The organism is Ruegeria sp. C5, from assembly GCF_056537605.1.
Map to the genome: position 1 here is coordinate 741,883 of NZ_JBQFRX010000002.1, position 16,716 is coordinate 758,598.

General features: G+C 58.2%; 17 protein-coding genes. 3 read left to right on the top strand and 14 right to left on the bottom strand.

Features of this window, described 5'->3' with window-relative positions:
• Positions 1-33: 33 nt before the first annotated feature.
• The 4 genes from ACR0AW_RS11335 to ACR0AW_RS11350 all read right to left on the bottom strand — a co-directional run bounded on the left by ACR0AW_RS11335 (position 34) and on the right by ACR0AW_RS11350 (position 5,031).
• A complete protein-coding gene (locus ACR0AW_RS11335) occupies positions 34-1,632 on the bottom strand; it encodes a dipeptide ABC transporter ATP-binding protein (RefSeq protein WP_170733939.1) in 1,599 nt (532 codons plus the stop codon).
• Complete coding sequence (locus tag ACR0AW_RS11340; protein ID WP_170408556.1) at positions 1,629-2,444, bottom strand: ABC transporter permease; 816 nt, start codon at positions 2,442-2,444, stop codon at positions 1,629-1,631. Before ACR0AW_RS11340 ends, ACR0AW_RS11335 begins: the two co-directional genes overlap by 4 nt.
• Positions 2,441-3,388: an ABC transporter permease gene (locus tag ACR0AW_RS11345; protein WP_170426057.1), complete on the bottom strand. Its 948-nt coding sequence runs from the start codon at positions 3,386-3,388 to the stop codon at positions 2,441-2,443. The genes ACR0AW_RS11340 and ACR0AW_RS11345 overlap by 4 nt, the downstream gene beginning before the upstream one ends.
• A 155-nt stretch (positions 3,389-3,543) precedes the next feature.
• Positions 3,544-5,031: an ABC transporter substrate-binding protein gene (locus ACR0AW_RS11350; RefSeq protein WP_170408558.1), complete on the bottom strand. Its 1,488-nt coding sequence runs from the start codon at positions 5,029-5,031 to the stop codon at positions 3,544-3,546.
• A gap of 171 nt (positions 5,032-5,202) precedes the next feature.
• Here ACR0AW_RS11350 and panB point away from each other — a divergent pair, with 171 nt between their 5' ends.
• The 3 genes from panB to glpK all read left to right on the top strand — a co-directional run bounded on the left by panB (position 5,203) and on the right by glpK (position 8,439).
• Positions 5,203-6,042, top strand: coding sequence for a 3-methyl-2-oxobutanoate hydroxymethyltransferase (gene panB / locus ACR0AW_RS11355; RefSeq protein WP_170733940.1), 840 nt, complete (start codon positions 5,203-5,205; stop codon positions 6,040-6,042).
• Positions 6,039-6,890 carry a pantoate--beta-alanine ligase gene (panC, locus tag ACR0AW_RS11360; RefSeq protein ID WP_170514138.1) on the top strand — a complete coding sequence of 284 codons (852 nt, stop codon included), beginning with the start codon at positions 6,039-6,041 and terminating at the stop codon, positions 6,888-6,890. The genes panB and panC overlap by 4 nt, the downstream gene beginning before the upstream one ends.
• Before the next feature lie 70 nt (positions 6,891-6,960).
• Positions 6,961-8,439: a glycerol kinase GlpK gene (gene glpK, locus ACR0AW_RS11365; protein ID WP_170514141.1), complete on the top strand. Its 1,479-nt coding sequence runs from the start codon at positions 6,961-6,963 to the stop codon at positions 8,437-8,439.
• On the opposite strand, the gene smpB is transcribed toward glpK, so the two are convergent.
• The 10 genes from smpB to ACR0AW_RS11415 all read right to left on the bottom strand — a co-directional run bounded on the left by smpB (position 8,436) and on the right by ACR0AW_RS11415 (position 16,585).
• Positions 8,436-8,918: an SsrA-binding protein SmpB gene (gene smpB / locus ACR0AW_RS11370; protein ID WP_170394914.1), complete on the bottom strand. Its 483-nt coding sequence runs from the start codon at positions 8,916-8,918 to the stop codon at positions 8,436-8,438. The genes glpK and smpB overlap by 4 nt on opposite strands.
• Before the next feature lie 44 nt (positions 8,919-8,962).
• A complete protein-coding gene (idi, locus tag ACR0AW_RS11375; RefSeq protein WP_170394917.1) occupies positions 8,963-9,505 on the bottom strand; it encodes an isopentenyl-diphosphate Delta-isomerase in 543 nt (180 codons plus the stop codon).
• Between the two features lie 144 nt (positions 9,506-9,649).
• Positions 9,650-10,063: a c-type cytochrome gene (locus ACR0AW_RS11380; RefSeq protein WP_170394920.1), complete on the bottom strand. Its 414-nt coding sequence runs from the start codon at positions 10,061-10,063 to the stop codon at positions 9,650-9,652.
• A 112-nt stretch (positions 10,064-10,175) separates the two neighbouring features.
• Entirely contained in the window at positions 10,176-11,189 is a 1,014-nt protein-coding gene (locus ACR0AW_RS11385) for a P1 family peptidase (RefSeq protein ID WP_170733941.1), read from the bottom strand.
• 82 nt (positions 11,190-11,271) lie between these two features.
• The gene (locus ACR0AW_RS11390) at positions 11,272-12,018 is read right to left on the bottom strand and encodes an SDR family oxidoreductase (RefSeq protein WP_170733942.1); all 747 of its coding nucleotides are present in this window, start codon (positions 12,016-12,018) and stop codon (positions 11,272-11,274) included.
• A gap of 60 nt (positions 12,019-12,078) precedes the next feature.
• Positions 12,079-12,498 (bottom strand): alternative ribosome rescue aminoacyl-tRNA hydrolase ArfB, encoded by a 420-nt coding sequence (arfB, locus tag ACR0AW_RS11395; RefSeq protein ID WP_170394928.1) that lies wholly within the window; start codon positions 12,496-12,498, stop codon positions 12,079-12,081.
• Between the two features lie 263 nt (positions 12,499-12,761).
• A complete protein-coding gene (locus tag ACR0AW_RS11400) occupies positions 12,762-13,409 on the bottom strand; it encodes a queuosine precursor transporter (RefSeq protein ID WP_170733943.1) in 648 nt (215 codons plus the stop codon).
• A 91-nt stretch (positions 13,410-13,500) separates the two neighbouring features.
• Positions 13,501-14,385 (bottom strand): esterase-like activity of phytase family protein, encoded by an 885-nt coding sequence (locus ACR0AW_RS11405; RefSeq protein ID WP_170733944.1) that lies wholly within the window; start codon positions 14,383-14,385, stop codon positions 13,501-13,503.
• Positions 14,358-15,221 (bottom strand): penicillin-insensitive murein endopeptidase, encoded by an 864-nt coding sequence (gene mepA / locus ACR0AW_RS11410; protein WP_170733945.1) that lies wholly within the window; start codon positions 15,219-15,221, stop codon positions 14,358-14,360. The genes ACR0AW_RS11405 and mepA overlap by 28 nt, the downstream gene beginning before the upstream one ends.
• Complete coding sequence (locus ACR0AW_RS11415) at positions 15,218-16,585, bottom strand: MFS transporter (protein ID WP_170733946.1); 1,368 nt, start codon at positions 16,583-16,585, stop codon at positions 15,218-15,220. The genes mepA and ACR0AW_RS11415 overlap by 4 nt, the downstream gene beginning before the upstream one ends.
• Between the last annotated feature and the right edge of the window lie 131 nt (positions 16,586-16,716).

Below are 16,716 nucleotides of genomic sequence, written 5' to 3' on the forward strand. Positions count from 1 at the left end.
AAGCTCCAATATCAGGATCTATACAAGGGTTTTTCATGCAGCGCCTCGTCCAGTCTCCGGCAATTTCGGTGCCGCATTGATCAGAGTTCTTGTGTAAGGATGCTGAGGCTCTGTGAAGACTTGCTCGGTTTCACCCTGTTCCACAATCTTGCCGGCCTGCATCACCAACACACGGTCGGTGATGGTTCGAACCACGCTCAGGTCATGGCTGATGAACAGGTAAGTCAGATCGTAAGCCGCACAAAGCTCGGCCAGCAGGTCGAGAATTTGGGCGCGGACCGAGACATCCAGCGCCGAGACAGCCTCATCAAACAGGATCAACTCGGATCGAATAATCAGAGCGCGCGCAATAGCGATACGTTGCCGCTGCCCACCCGAGAATTCGTGAATGTAGCGGCCCGCATCATCGGGGCTTAGGCCAACGGCGGTAAGCATCTCAGCGACGCGATCCTGCCGTTCAGAACCGGTTGGCGGGGTGTCCAGCAAATGAAATGGCTCGGTGATCAGGCGCGCGACCCGGTGGCGAGGATTGAAGCTGCCATAAGGGTCCTGAAACACCACCTGCATCTTGCGTCGCACTGCCAGATTGGGTTTGTGGCCGGTGAAAACAGGCTGACCATCAAGGGAAATGCGGCCTTGCTGCACCTCCTCCAAGCCCAAAATAGCTCGTGTTAGGGTCGATTTTCCACAACCGGACTCTCCTACCAGCCCTAAACGCTCCCCCCGATTCAGGGTAAAGCTGACATGATCGACGGCCCGATGATGACCGGGCGTGGCAAACAGGCGCGTTCGGGGCAGACGGTAGTCCCGCACCACGTTCTCGACCTCAAGCAACGCTCGCGGTGCAGGAGAGGTCGGCAGGTTGACTTGATGCCCCGAAGCTTCGAACAGCATACGGGTGTAAGGGTGCTGCATATGGCGCAGGAGATGATCTGTTGCGCCCGTTTCAACAACCTCCCCATGCCGCATGACCACAATCTGATCCGCCATGTCTGCAACCACCGCCAAATCATGCGTGATCATCAGCAGACCCATGCCATACTCCGACACGAGCCCTTTTAGCAGATCAAGGATTTGCGCCTGCGTGGTCACATCAAGCGCCGTTGTCGGCTCATCCGCGATCAACAGTCGGGGGCGCAGTGCAATCGCCATGGCGATCACCACTCGCTGGCGCTGACCGCCTGACAGTTCGTGAGGATAACGCTTCAACGGAAACCTGTCGGTTGGCAATCCAACCCGAGCCAGAACCTCTTCGGCCCGAGCGCGCGCTTTGGCCGGGGGCATGGCCTTGTGGATCAGGATAGTCTCCATAACTTGATCGCCGATGGTCTTCACCGGGTTCAGGGCAGTCATCGGCTCTTGGAAAACCATTCCGATCGCAGCGCCCCGCAGCGCACAAATCTCGGCCTCAGACCGGTTCAGCAGGTTCTGGCCCTCTAACTCTAGCACCCCATCTACTTCGGCATCGTTTGGCAGCAACTGCATCACGGCAAAGGCTGTCATTGATTTGCCCGAACCGCTTTCTCCGGTCACAGCCACGATCTGCCCAGGGGCAATCGACAGGTTAATCTTCTTTAAAATCGGCGTGCCGTGGATAGCCAACGAGAGGTCCTTGATCTGCAAAAGACTCATGCGCGGGCCACCCGTATCCGAGGGTCCAACCAATCGCGCAAGCCATCACCCAGAAGGTTCAGGCCAAGAACCGTCACGATGATGGCAAGACCCGGAATCAGAGCCAAATGCGGGGCAAAACTAACCATCGTCTGCGCATCGGCCAGCATTCTGCCCCAGCTTGGCGTAGGGGGTTGCGCACCAAGACCGACATAGGACAGCCCAGCCTCGGCCAGAATGCCAAGTGAGAACTGGATTGTTCCCTGAACAATCAGCAGATTGGCGACATTGGGCAGGATATGTTCAGCCGATATCCGTGCCGCGCCTTTGCCTGACACGCGGGCGGCAAGGATAAACTCGCGCTCCCAAAGAGACAAAGCTGCGCCTCGGGTGATGCGGGCAAAAACGGGGATGTTGAAGATACCGATGGCGATGATCGCGTTTATGGCCCCGGCACCAAAGACGGCGGTGATCAGAATGGCGATGACGAGAGAGGGGAATGCAAAGACCAGATCATTGCCGCGCATGATGAATTCATCTAGCCACGATCCACTGCGCGCAGCGGCAGCCAGACCCAAGGGAACTCCCAGCGCCATGCCAATCCCGACCGCGACCAGCGCCACCGCTATCGAGGTGCGCGCACCAACCATGATCATCGAGAACATGTCGCGTCCGAAATGATCGGTACCGAACCAGTGCTGTGCGCTGGGTGGCTGCAGCTTGGCCGGAATGCTCAGCGCGGCGTGGTCGTATGGGGTCCAGACAAAGGACACCAGCGCTGCCAGCACCACCAGTGAGGACAGCGTTGCGCCAAGGATCAGGTTGCGGCTCATGTCCTGCTCCTCAGCCTTGGATCGACTGCGGCATAGGCCAGATCGACAAAAAAGTTCACCATGATGACGGCAAAGACCAGCAGCATAACGACCGATTCCACGACGATCAGATCGCGCGCCGATATGGCCTGAAAAACCAGCCGCCCGAGGCCAGGTAGATAAAACACCTGTTCGATGATGATCGAACCCGCCAGCAGGAAGGAAAATTGGAGTCCAATGATCGTCAGTACCGGGATCAGAGCATTCCGCACTCCGTGTCGCCAAAGCGCCTGCCGACGCGAAAGGCCCTTGGCGCGTGCGGTGCGCATAAAATCCTCGGCCAGAATATCCAACAGAGCCGAGCGCATAACCCGCGCAAGGATCGCCGCTTGCGGCAGGGCCAATGCAATGGCTGGAAGGGTCAGCGAATGTAGACCGGTCCAAATGCCGTTCTCCCAACCCGCGAAACCGCCGGCATTGAACCAGCGCAAATTGATGGCAAAGACCAGCACCAGCATCATCGCGAACCAGAAATTCGGCACCGCGATACCAAGCTGAGTCGCACCCATCACGGTCAGATCACCCGGTTTGCCGCGCCGTGAGGCTGCGTAGATACCGGCGGGGAAAGCAATCAGCGTGGACAGGGTTAGCGCGTATAAAGCCAGCGGCAATGACACCCACAATCGATCTGCGATCATCTGCGACACGGGTGTGCGATAGGTGTAGGACGTACCAAAATCCCCAACCAGCATCCCGCCGACCCAGTTAAAGTACCGCTCGATCTTCGAGACATCGAGGCCCAGTTCAGCTCTCAGCGCAGTCAATGTATCGGCCTGCGCGTTCACGCCCAGCATGAACGACGCCGGATCACCGGGCGCGACCTCGATCACTGCAAAGATGACAACCGAGGCGACAGCCAGGCTCAGGATCAGCGACAGCAGACGTTTGAGGGCGTAGCGGAGCATTTGAAAACGTTAGGGTCACATCCCGTGTGGGTCCAGCGCCTAAGGCACGAGAAGATAGACAAAAAGAAACCCGCCAAACCAGAATCCTTGTGGGTTTCATGGTGCAACAGTTCGCGCCGGGGCGCTGGCCATCGCCCCGGTCCAACTCTGCTCTTCTATTCGGACCAACTGATCCCGGTCAGATCGATCGCTGCCGTGGGTGCATTTTCCCATAGCCCCTCAACACCGGCCTTGGCCACGCCAAGTTTGGCAAGTTGAAACAGGTACCCGTTGACGTAATCGGTCGAAATCAAGCGCTGTGCCTCACCCAGCAAACGTGTGCGCTCATCAGGGTCCGTGGTCGAATTCAGCGTGTCCATCAATGCCTGAAAGTCGGTGCTGTCATATTGGAAGTAATAGTCGGGCCGTGCATAAATACCGATATCCATCGGCTCGGTATGGCTGACGATGGTCAGGCCAAACTCCTTGCCCTTGAACACGCTTTCCAGCCACTGCGCCCATTCCACATTGATGATCTCGGCGGTGATGCCAATATCGGCCAGTTGCGCAGCGATGATTTCACCCCCGCGTCGGGCGTAGGAAGGCGGCGGCAAGTGCAGCGTGGTCTCGAACCCATCGGGATACCCGGCCTCGGCCAGCAGCGCCTTGGCTTTTTCCGGGTCATAGGCCGAATTGCCGGTCAGATCGACGTAAGCCGGGTTATGCGGAGCAAAATGCGTACCGATGGGTGTGCCATAGCCGAACATAGCCCCATCAATGATGGCCTGCCTGTCAATCGCGTGGGCCAATGCCTGTCGGACCAATATGTCATCAAACGGGGCTTGTTTGTTGTTGGTCGACAGAATGGTTTCCCCCTCGGTCGAGCCGACAAGAACCTGAAAGCGCGGATCAGCCTCGAATTGCGGCAGATTCTCGGGTGCGGGGAAGTTGTCGAACACGTCTACATCCTCGGCCATCATAGCGGCAAAGGCGGCGGTCGGATCCGAGATAAACTTAAACGTTGCGGTCTCTAACGCGGGCTGTTCGCCCCAATAGTCGGGGTTGCGATTCAGGATGATGCTGTCACCCTGCAGCCAGTCAGAGAAGGTGAAGGCCCCCGTGCCAACCGGATTGGTCTTGATATTCTCGATGCTTTCGGGCGCAACGATCACCGCGTCACCCCAGGCGAGATTGAAAAGGAAGTTCCCGTTCGGCTCATTCAACGTCACCTGAACGGTCAGGGGGTCCACTACCTCGACACTTTTAATGCCCGCAAACAAAGCCTTCTGCGCATTGGCGCTGTCTTCTGCCGTGGCGCGATCAAGGGTAAACTTGACGTCCTCGGCATCCATCGTTGTGCCATCGTGAAATGTCACACCGTCGCGCAGCTTGAATGTGTAAACGGTACCGTCATCCGAGATTTCCCAGCTTTCGGCCAGCCCCGGCACCACCGAGCCATCCCCCATGAACCGGGTCAGGCCTTCGAAGATATTGGTGTAGACAACCGAATCGATAGCCTGCGCCGCAGCGCTGGTCGGGTCCAGATGCGGTGGCTCAAGCTGCATGGCGATGGTGATGTCAGATTTGGCCATGGCCTGCGTGGCAAACAGGCCCGCGCCAAGGACCAGGGCCGACGCGAACGAGCGAAAGCGCTGCTTTGTCATGAAAATCTCTCCCCACTGAAATTGGCTAGCCCTGCTTTTTTCGGGCCGATCTGCGACCAATGTCCTCGCAAACCCGAGGTCAATCAAGGAATTGTTGGCGCAACCGGGGTTTCTTTGCGCCTGCCGCATCTGCTATGCCGCGCTGCAACATGAACCCTGCGAGGAGCGAGCATGAGCGCCACCGCCCGCAAGAAAGCCCCGAACGCCGAGGATATCCGCGCCCGGAAAGGTACTGATCCTCTGGTCTCGTTGACCGCCTACACAACACCGATGGCGCAGTTGATGGATGCGCATTGTGACTTCGTTCTGGTCGGTGACAGCGTCGGCATGGTGTTGCACGGGTTGACGTCGACTCTTGGTGTGACGATGGAGATGATGATCATGCACGGTCAGGCCGTTGCCCGTGGTCTGGACAAGGCAATGATGGTGATCGACATGCCTTTCGCCAGCTACGAGCATGACCCGGCTCAGGCATTCCGCAACGCAGCCCGGCTGATGTCGGAAACAGGAGCTGGGGCGGTTAAGCTGGAAGGTGGCGTCGAGATGGCTGAAACCATCCGGTTTCTGGTCAAACGCGGGATCCCGGTGATGGCACACATTGGCCTGACACCGCAGTCGATAAACACTTTGGGTGGCTATAAGGTACAAGGGCGCGACGAACAGGCCGATGCCGTATTGGCCGACGCCCGGGCCGTCGCCGAAGCAGGCGCGTTTTCGGTCGTGTTAGAGAAAGTTCCGCAGGGTTTGGCCAACCGGATTACCGCTGAGATTGCGATCCCCACAATCGGCATTGGTGCCTCGGCCGGGTGCGACGGGCAAATTCTGGTGGTGGACGATATGCTTGGCTTTTTCACCGCCTTCAAACCGAAATTCGTCAAACGCTATGCTGATCTTGGCCCGCTGGCCGAAGCCGCCATTGCTGAATACGCAGCCGAGGTTCGTGCGCGAAGCTTCCCGGCAGACGAACATGTCTTTGCCGATGCCGTACCCGACAAAGGACCCAAGTCATGACCGCGCCTATTCTGCGTCGACTGGCAGACTTGCGTGCGCTGACTCGTGATTGGCATCTGAATGGTGAGGTGATCGGAGTTGTCCCCACCATGGGTGCGCTGCACCAGGGGCATCTGTCGCTGGCCGAAGCCGCGAAGACGGCTTGCGACCGGGTTATCGTGACGATCTTTGTAAACCCCAAGCAGTTCAACAACCCCGAAGACCTCGCCAACTATCCGCGCACCGAACAAGAAGACGCGAAAAAGCTCGCGCCTTACAACGTCGATGCGATATACGTGCCCGACCCGGATGAGATTTACCCAGATGGCTTCGCCACCACAGTCTCGGTCTCGGGTCTGACCGACGCGATGGAGGGAGAATTCCGCCCGGGTCATTTCGATGGTGTGGCAACCGTTGTCGCCAAGCTGTTCCTGCAAACGCAAGCGGATCGAGCCTATTTCGGGGAAAAAGACTATCAGCAGCTTATGATCGTCCGCCGGATGGCCCGCGACCTCGATATCCCTATCGAGGTGATTGGTTGCCCCACGGTGCGTGAACCTTCGGGCCTCGCAATGTCTTCGCGCAATCAAAGGCTATCCGAGGATGGTCTGGCCATCGCAGCCGAAAAACATCGTATCATGCGTGCAGTTGTTCAGGCGCTGGAAAACGGCGAAGAATTCGAAGCTTTGGCTTCTCAGGCACAGGCCGATCTTTTGGCCGCCGGCTTCAACGAAGTGGAGTATCTGCAACTACGCTGCGCTGAAACGCTGGAGCCTATGACCCATGCCAAACGACCCGCACGACTGTTTGCGGCAGCCTTGGTCGACGGCGTGCGGCTGATCGACAATCTACCGGTGTCTCCGGTCTGATTTCCCCTCTGGTACGTTTGGTTGTGTTTGCGCTAAAGTCCTGCAAAACCAAAGCGGGAGGGGCGCAGGAATGACCTATATACTGGCAATCGATCAGGGCACCACATCGTCTCGTGCAATCCTGTTCGACGCGCAAATGCAGCGCGTCGGCACTGCGCAGCACGAGTTTACACAGCATTTCCCACAGGAAGGCTGGGTTGAGCATGATGCCGAGGAGATATGGGACAGCGTTCTGACGGTTTGCCGTGAAGTGATGCAAAGGACAGGTGTATCCGCGGCACAGATCGCTGGCATCGGGATTACCAACCAACGCGAAACCACTGTCATCTGGGATCGCGCCACCGGGGCCCCCATTCACAACGCAATCGTCTGGCAGGACCGTCGCACCGCTGAGATTTGCGAGCGTCTTCGCAAAGCGGGATGCGAGGATGACGTAACTGCCCAGACCGGTCTGCTGCTAGATCCTTATTTTTCAGGCACCAAGGTCAAATGGTTGCTTGATACCGTCCCCGGCGCACGCGACCGTGCTGCCGCCGGAGAGCTGCTGTTCGGCACAATCGATACCTTCCTGATCTGGCGACTGACAGAAGGGCGCGTGCACGCCACCGACGCCACCAATGCGGCCCGCACATTGCTATTCGATATTCACAAAGGGGAATGGAGTACCGAGATCTGCGACTTGCTGGACATCCCCCAAGCTTTGTTGCCCGACGTGCGCGATTGCGCCGCAGACTTCGGATCGACCTCCCTGTTTAACGGTAATATTCCAATTCTCGGCGTGGCGGGGGATCAGCAAGCTGCCACCATCGGACAGGCCTGTTTCCAGCCGGGCATGATGAAATCCACCTATGGCACGGGCTGTTTCGCACTACTCAACACCGGTACGCAGCCAGTTGAATCGAAAAACCGGCTGCTAACGACAATTGCCTATCAGTTGGACGGGCAGAAAACCTATGCGCTTGAAGGCTCGATTTTCATTGCCGGTGCGGCGGTGCAATGGCTGCGCGATGCGTTGCAAATCATCGAAACCGCACCGCAAAGCGGTGAACTGGCCGCCAAAGCTGATCCAAACCAGCACGTTGTTCTCGTCCCTGCCTTTACTGGGCTGGGCGCGCCTTATTGGAAACCCGATTGCCGGGGCGCAATCTTTGGCCTGACTCGCAATTCAGGCCGCGCCGAAATCACGCGCGCCACGCTGGAAAGCATCGCGTTCCAGACCCGCGACCTGTGGCACGCCATGCAGGGCGATTGGGGCGCAGAGACTGACGTGATCCTGCGCGTCGACGGCGGAATGAGCGCCTCGGACTGGGCCATGCAGGGGCTTTCCGACATTCTGGGCGCCCCGGTCGACCGCCCGGTGATGCAGGAAACCACCGCGCTTGGTGCCGCATGGCTGGCGGGCATGAAAGCGGGTGTCTACCCGGATCAGGCCGGATTCGCCGAAACCTGGGATCTGGATCGGCGGTTTGAGCCTGCAAAACCCGTAGCTGACCGAGACGCGGCCTATGCACGCTGGCAACGCGCGGTTCAGGCGGCCATGGCGTTCTAACTGTGGTCCTTCATCAAGCGCTGTTTCTGCCGTGACCAGTCGCGCTTGGCCTGCGTTTCGCGCTTGTCGTGCAGCTTTTTACCTTTGGCGATGCCGATCTTCAGCTTCGCCCGACCCTTGTGATTAAAGTAAAGTACCAGCGGCACCAGCGTCATGCCTTTGCGTTGGGTCGCGTTCCACAGGTTCGACAGTTCCTTGCGTGACACCAGCAGTTTACGGCGGCGGCGTTCTTCATGTTTGAAGACCTTGGCCTGCTCATAGGGCGCGATATAGCTGTTGATCAGCCATAGCTCTCCATCATCGACGGACGCATAGCTTTCAGCAATGTTCGACCCACCGGCACGCAGGGATTTGACCTCGGACCCTTCCAGGACAATACCGCATTCGAGATCGTCTTCGATCGCATAATCGAAGCGCGCACGCCGGTTTTCGGCGATCACTTTGTAATTCGGGTCAGTATTCTGCTTCTGCTTGGCCATGACGCGTTGATTTAGGCCGCTTGCGTCCGCCTTGCAAGGCAGGGTTACGAATTGGCCGAGATTATCAGGTCAGGTCCAAATATCGTGTCAGCGTGATTGTGCAGATAAATCTTGAGCCACGGGGTAAAACGGTCGGGATGCCGTTTCACCTCGGCCAGCAGATCGTGGTAATCGACCCAGCGGATATCCATCACTTCTTCCGGGTTAGGCTCGATTTTTAGGGCCCCACGCACATGGGCCAGAAAGACATCGACCACCTCGTTCTCGACCATTCCGTTGCCGACATCGGCGTGATACTCCAATCGATGCCGGTATTCGGGGTAAAGTCCGGTGATGCCCAATTCCTCGCGCAGGCGCCGGACGGCACAATGCGAAGCGCTTTCGTCCCAATCCGGATGCGTACAACAGGTATTCGCCCATAGACCCGGCGTGTGGTATTTGCCCATCGCCCGGCGTTGCAGCAATATCTCGGTCCCGCGCACGGCAAACACGGACACAGCCTTGTGTCGCAGCCCCTTTTCATGCGCCTCCAGCTTGTCGACGGGTGTCAGTTCGCCCTCAACCCAAGCCGGGATCAAGATTCCCATCTGTCGTCTCCTGTTGGCGATCTCCGGTGCACATGGCCTTACCGGTTTTCCCCAAAGTGGCGCTGATTACAATGTCAATCAATCGCACGAAAGGCCGCAGGGGCTGCGGCATTTCGAAGTTCGTCTGTAAACCTGTTGGCGGAGTTACTCTCCCGAAACGCTCACGATATAGGCGTAAACGTCTTCGGCGCCCTTCTTCAGCTTGAAGGTCATTTTCGACTTGGCCGAGGTTTCCCCCAAATAGTCTTTCAAGAATGCTTTGGGGTCTTGGGCGTAGGCCACGAAAGTCTCTTCATCCCAGACCAGACCATTTTCGCCCGCGGCCACGATGCTATCGCCGTATCTGAAGCCTTCTTCAGTGCCGGCGGTGCGGCCTGCGATTCCGTACAGGTTCGGACCCGTCTTACCGCCCTTAACGATAACTTCACCCGCAGGGTCAGCAATCATGTGACAGGATTTACATTTATTGAAGGTCTTCTTACCCGCTTCGGCATCACCTTCTGCATAGACAGGAAGGGCCAGCAGACCGGCAATTGCGGTGGCAAGGATACGATTCATAGCTTTTGCTCCGATATGAATTGGCTGCACCGAATGGATCGCTGGCACAGCAGAGAGTCAACGCGCAGATTGCCGCGCGACGGCACTGTGTCACAGGCGATCGGTGTCGTACTTAACCGAAGTCATGTAACTGCGACCAGCAGGGCAGCAGGTCGCCAGCGCGGGGGGAAGCCAGATAGATAGCCCGTGCAATCGCGCGCGCAAGACAGATCGAGGCCGCATGGCCGATCATCGCCATCGCCTCGGGGCCAACCGTGCGCGCGCAGGTGCTGAGACCGAATACCAGATCCCCATCGCCAGGCGTGTGCGCAGGCACGATGGCGCGGGCGATGCCGTCATGGGCTGCTACCGCCAGACGCTGGCATTGCGGTTTGGTCAGCGCTGCATCAGTTGCAACTATAGCAATCGTGGTGTTTGCGCGATCTGGCGGAGCAGAATGCATCATCTGCGCCTTACGGCTGACAAGAGAAGAACCGAGGCCCGAGGTCGGATCTGGCCCCAATCCACCGAACTCGTCATCGATCTCAAACGGCGCAGCCCAAAAATGCCGATCACCCGGTGTGGTTACGCTGCCAAGCGGATTGGCCGCAACCAGCGCGCCGACGGTTACGCCACCCTCAAGCTTTAACGAAGCCGAGCCTAAGCCACCCTTGTGCATCGCGGCCAATGCGCCGGTACCAGCCCCCACCGAGCCCAGTTCAAATTCTGGTGAGGCGGTCAGATACGCAGACTTCCCTAGATCGCGATAAGGATTTTCGGTCCAGTTCTTATCTCCACCATTGAGTAGATCGAACAGAATCGCGCCCGGCACGATGGGCACGACGGCCGAACCGACCTGAAATCCGCGCCCCTGAGCGCGCAATGCGTCTGAAACGCCCGAGCACGCATCCAGTCCAAAGGCCGAGCCGCCGGACAAAGCAATCGCGTCGACCCGATCAACAGTTTTGTCGACCGCCAGAAGGTCGGTCTCACGCGTGCCGGGGGCGCCGCCCATCACATGAACCGAAGCTGTGAACGGGTTGTCCGCCGTCAGGACAGTTGTGCCTGATTTAAGCGTATCATCGTGCGCATTGCCAACCTTGAGGCCAGCGACATCAGTGATCAGGTTTCTGGGTCCGGGGTTCATTTTCGTCTCGCACACTGGGCCGGAAATCGCGCTGGCGCGCGCTGCCTCCGGCGGAGATATTTATGGCCAGATGAAGGGCGGATCAGATGCATCGGCCTCCGTCCACTTCCAGGGCTGTGCCGGTGATCATGCTGGCCTCGTCCGAGCAGAGGAAACAGGCGGCGTTTGCCATATCTTCGGGGGTTGAGAAGCGACCAAGCGGGATCGTCGACAGGAATTTGGCGCGGATTTCCGGGGTGTCTTCACCCATGAAGGATTTCAGCAGCGGGGTTTCACCCGCCACCGGGCAGATCGCGTTGACGCGCAGGCCCGAGGGGGCAAGTTCGACGGCCATCGTCTTGGTCGCGGTGATCATCCAGCCTTTGGAGGCGTTGTACCAGTTCAGATTGGGCCGCGGCGACAGGCCTGCTGTTGAGGCCACGTTCAGGATCGCCCCCGCGCCACGTGTCTTCATCTGCGGAACAAAGGCGCGCGCGGTCAGGTAAACGGATTTCATGTTCACGGCGAAGACGCGGTCGAATTCATCGTCATCGACGTCCTCAAGTGGGGCCGGCAGGTGCGTCACGCCCGCATTATTCACCAGAATATCAAGCTTTCCGAATTCTTCCGACACCGCATTTGCCATTGCCTGAACCGATGCCGCATCCGAGACGTCAACGTGCTGTGCGATGGCATTCGTGCCGACCGCAGACGCCATGTCGGAAGCCGCTTCGCCATTGATATCTGCGATCATCACGCGGGCGCCTTCGGTCAGGAATTTTTGCGCAATCCCAGCGCCGAACCCGGATGCGCCGCCGGTTACGATGGCGGTTTTTCCCTCAAGCCTCATGGCTTTACCTCCCCTGCGTCTTGCACCGGCAGAGTAGCAACGTGCAGCGAAACTGCCAGATCAATCTTCGGACACTTTGCCTCGCAGGGCTTTGACATCCGCGCGGGCTTTCTTAGCAGCAAGCCTTCGCTTGACCGAACCATAAGTGGGTTTGGTCGCGATCCTGCGCTTGGGATTGACCAAAGCCCGCGTGATCAGTTCAGCCAACCGGGCGCGCGCGATGTCGCGGTTGCGGGCCTGAGAGCGTGTTTCTTCACATTGAATGATGATGGCGCCGTCCTTGGTCCAGCGACGTCCGGCCAGCCGTTTCAGACGTGTCTTGACCGGATCAGGCAAGGAAGGTGAGCGCGCGGCCTCGAACCGCAGCTCAACGGCGGTGGAGACCTTGTTGACGTTCTGCCCACCCGGACCAGAGGACCGCACGAAGCTTTCGGTCATTTCCCAGTCTTGCAGGGCGATATCGTCGGTGATGCGCAACATGGATCGGACCTTACAGGGCGCAGTTGAAAACAAAAAGGGCCGCCCCGGCGGGACGGCCCTTCGAAAGCTCAGGAGGTTGGGTCGGTTAGATCAATCGACCAGCCGGAGCGAGCGCTCCGCCAAGGGCTGCCTTAACAGGCGATCCCCCCGGTTGTTCCAACACCTCTCTCCAATCTCTTTCTCGACACTGGATCACCTCCTTTTCTATCTGTTGCGGTTAACTTTGAGCCTGACACAAGATGCGCCAATCTCAAAGCACTTTTTTATGCAGGCTGCGCGGCGGTCAAACGGGCAACAATCACCTTGAACGGAATCAGGGCGATTAGCGCCAGCGACAGTTTCACCAGCCAGTCGGCGAAGGCCAGCGTTACCCAGAGTGGGGCCATCGGGCCGGACAGCATGAAGGGCACAGGCTCCCACGCCCAGTTGATCGCTGCATCTGCATTGGCACCAAAGACGGTAACCGAGGCCGAGAACGCCAGGGTAAAGAAGATCGCGGTGTCCAGCGCCGAGCCAACCAGTGTCGACACCAGCGGCGCGCGCCACCAGCGGCCACCACGCAGTGAGTTGAACACAGTGACGTCGGTCAATTGCGCAATCAGGAAGGCGGTGCCCGAAGCCACAGCAATGCGCAGCGGTACGGCTGCATAGATAAACCCGTCACCCTGCAGCATGATCTGGCTGCCGATCAGCGAGCAGATGATACCGGTGACAAAACCGGCGAATACGACCTTGCGGGCCGGACCCACGCCATAGACGCGGTTCATGATGTCGGTGACCAGAAAGGCCAACGGATAGGTGAAGGCACCCCAGGTCAATAGGCCATCAAGGATCAGGAACTGGACCAGGATGTTTGAGGCCACGACGATCGAGGCCATGGCAAGGATGCCGGGAATATAAGAGCGTTGCATTTTCAGATGCCCGTTTTGACAAGGTAGCGGCGACTTGGCCCCAGGCTCATCCCGAGGCAGGCCGTGCGTTTAGACCTTTGTATGCGGCCTGTCAATCAGGCAGCAAGTATTCCACCAACTCGGTACGTTGCAAGGAACGAAAATTGTCGTCCGAAACCATGGTTGCGCGCAACCGCCCGTTCTGATCGCGCCAGACCGAAAGACCCTCCAGATTGTCATGGGCCCCGGTAGCGGTTTCAAACAGCGTTTCTTCGGCCTTGGGCACGTCGCCAGAGATCACCCAGCGTCGCAGGCGTGAGCGGAAGCCGATGAAAGCCACCGCACGCTCTAACACATAGAGCCTCCCGTCGGGCCCGAAATCCGCTGCAACCGGTAGGAACTTTCCACGGGGCGGCAACACAAAAGGCGCTGACCAGCGTGCGCCATCCCAGCGATAGACCGGTATATCGCCTCGAACAGTGCGGGTCTTTTCGGTCAGCGTATACAACCGCCCGCGACCATCTATCGCCAGCGCTTCAAATGAGCCGTTGAGGTCCATATTCAGGAACTCTCGCGGGCGCGGCAGAACCCGTCCATTGGCGTCGGGGGCAGTGTAATGCACGACTCGGTGAACGCCTTCGAACGAGACGTAAACGCTGCCATCTGCAGCAACGGCGAGCCCTTCGGAATCCCCTGCCCTCCCCTTCAAGATACGGCCTTTGCTGGACAGAATCGGCCACTGGTCAAGGATTTGGATGTTTCTGATCGTATCTTGATCTCGTTCAATCCGCGCGGTGATCAGTGTTGACCGGTCACTGATAGCGACCATGTTCCGCCCGTTTTCGGAGATATGAATCGCCGAAAATCCACCGAACCAGTTGGCGGTGTCGCGCCAGACATAGCTGTCCAGCAGCGAAGCCTGCTTAAGCTCCATCGCCTGAACAGTCCCTGCCAGCAGAAGCGCCGTGATCAGTTGGATTGCAGAACGGCGGTACATTGCTGGGGTAGATCAGCCAGGCGAAACTCACGACGCTTTTTCGGTGCTGGCGCATTTGGATCAGGTGGCGGTGGGTTCAGAATATTGCGCACCCATTGCTGCGCCTCGGCGCAACCATCACCCTTGGGTGGCGGGTCCTGATTTACACAGCCTTTCGATCCTTTCGGGCATTTCAACCGCACGTGGAAATGATAGTGATGTCCCCACCATGGCCGGATCTTGCGCAGATATGCTTTGTTGCCCTTCTCGTTATTGCACATCTGCACCTTTGCACCCGGGAATACGAAGATCCGGGCAACGCGCTTGTCCTTAGCGGCTTCGCGCAATACCGCATGGTGCTGCTTGGTCCAGTTGCCGTTTACATACGCGCCGTTCGCGCGGCGCAAGGATATAGACGAGATATTCTCGCGTGCTTTGCGGCTTAGGCGCATGTTATCGCCCGGCAGCATCCAGATATCGATATCCAAACCCAACTGATGCGAACGATGGCCCGAGGTCATCGGCCCCCCCCGCGGTTGGCTGATATCCCCGATATAGAGACCATTCCACCCCGGTTGTTTCGCGGCAAACCGGCTGAGATCCTGCACATAGTCGATCGCCTGAGGATGCCCCCAATTGCGATTGCGCGACAGGCGCATGGCTTGCCAAGTTGGCCCGGTTTCAGGGAGTTGCACCGCCCCGGCGGCGCACCCGCGCGAATAACTGCCGAATGCGGCAGATTTTTGCTGCGACCCAACCTTCTGGGCTCCGAATAACTGTTTGGCCAAGGGCTGTGCCGTGGCCGTGCCTGCCAGTTCTATTGCGGCCAGAACGGCCAAAAAACGTAGTAAAATCATCTGCTCTGATCCCCTTCCGGTTTCACCCAGCGCATCAGGACTAGGCCCAGAATAAACAACAGAATGATCGGTGACACCCCCAGTCTTGCACTACCGGTTGCTGCTGTTGCTATTCCGATCAATAGCGGCGCTGCAAAGGCGGTCGCCCGACCCGAAAGCCCGTACAGCCCAAAACTCTCGACCGGGGTGGCGGGATCAGTATGGCGTACCATCATTGAACGGCTGGCGGATTGCAGAATACCTCCCATGCCGCCGATCAGAACTCCGCACCCGAAGAACGCCATGTCCGGCAGGCCCGAGCCTACGGGTAATGAAATTCCGTAGATCTGTGTTCGATCCATCGACACAACCGTTACGCAGACAAAGATCAGAACCCAAATCGCAACCAATATCACCGGTTTAGGGCCGTACTTGCGATCCATCTTGCCCCCGATCCACGCAAAGATGGCCGAGGCCAGAACGCTGACGATTCCAAATACGCCGATTTTTATCAGGTCCCATTCAAGCACCAACCGCGCGTAGACGCCTCCGAAACTGTATAGCCCGTTCAACGCGTCGCGATAGAACATCGACGACCCCAGATAGGTCGCCAGACTGACCCGGTGACGCAAAGCCGCCACGGACTTGCCCAGCAAGCGCAGCGCCTCACCCACGCTACCCTGTTTGTTGGTCTCAGGATCATCCCGAACCCACAGGAAATACGGCACCATGAACAACACGAACCATCCAGCGGTGAAGGGGCCGACAAACCGCGTCCCTTCACGCGTTGCCGCATCCAGCCCGAACAACGGATCCACACCAATCAAGGTCTTGCCGTTGGGCTGTTCAACAAACAGCGCCAGCATGATGGCCAGCGACAGCAGGCCTCCGAAATAGCCGAAGGCGAAGCCCGAACCTGAAATCTCGCCCACTTCTCTATCGTCACCCAGATCGGGCAGCTGAGAGTTGATGAAGATCAGTGCATATTCTGCGCCCACAAAGCCCAGACCAAAAGCCGATAGCATCAACCACATGTTCGAGCCATCGGGCATCGTATACCACAACGCGGCAGACCCCACCGCGTACATCACCGAAAACCCGAGAATCCACGGGATGCGCCGACCCGAAACATCCGCCATCGCGCCCAACAGGGGCGCTCCGAACGCGATGATCAGCCCAGTTATGGTCAGGCAATTCGCCCAGACGGTCTGCGCCTGCGCCGCCGCAGCATCGGTGTCTAATCCGGTATTCGCATAGTATTGAGCCGCCACCCCGGCGAAATAGGGGCCAAAGACAAAGGTCACCAGCAATGTATGGAACGGCTGGCTGGCCCAGTCGAAAAACCACCAGCCCCAGATGCGCTTACGCTTGGAAATCTCCGCCATCTCTGCCCCATATTATTATTGTTGCGATCATAAGACGGGGCTTTGGGTCAATTCGCAAGCGTTCTGTTGGGGCGCACTTGCTCTTTGCGGCTGTGACGCTTAGGTCTCAGGACAATTGACGAACGGAGTGC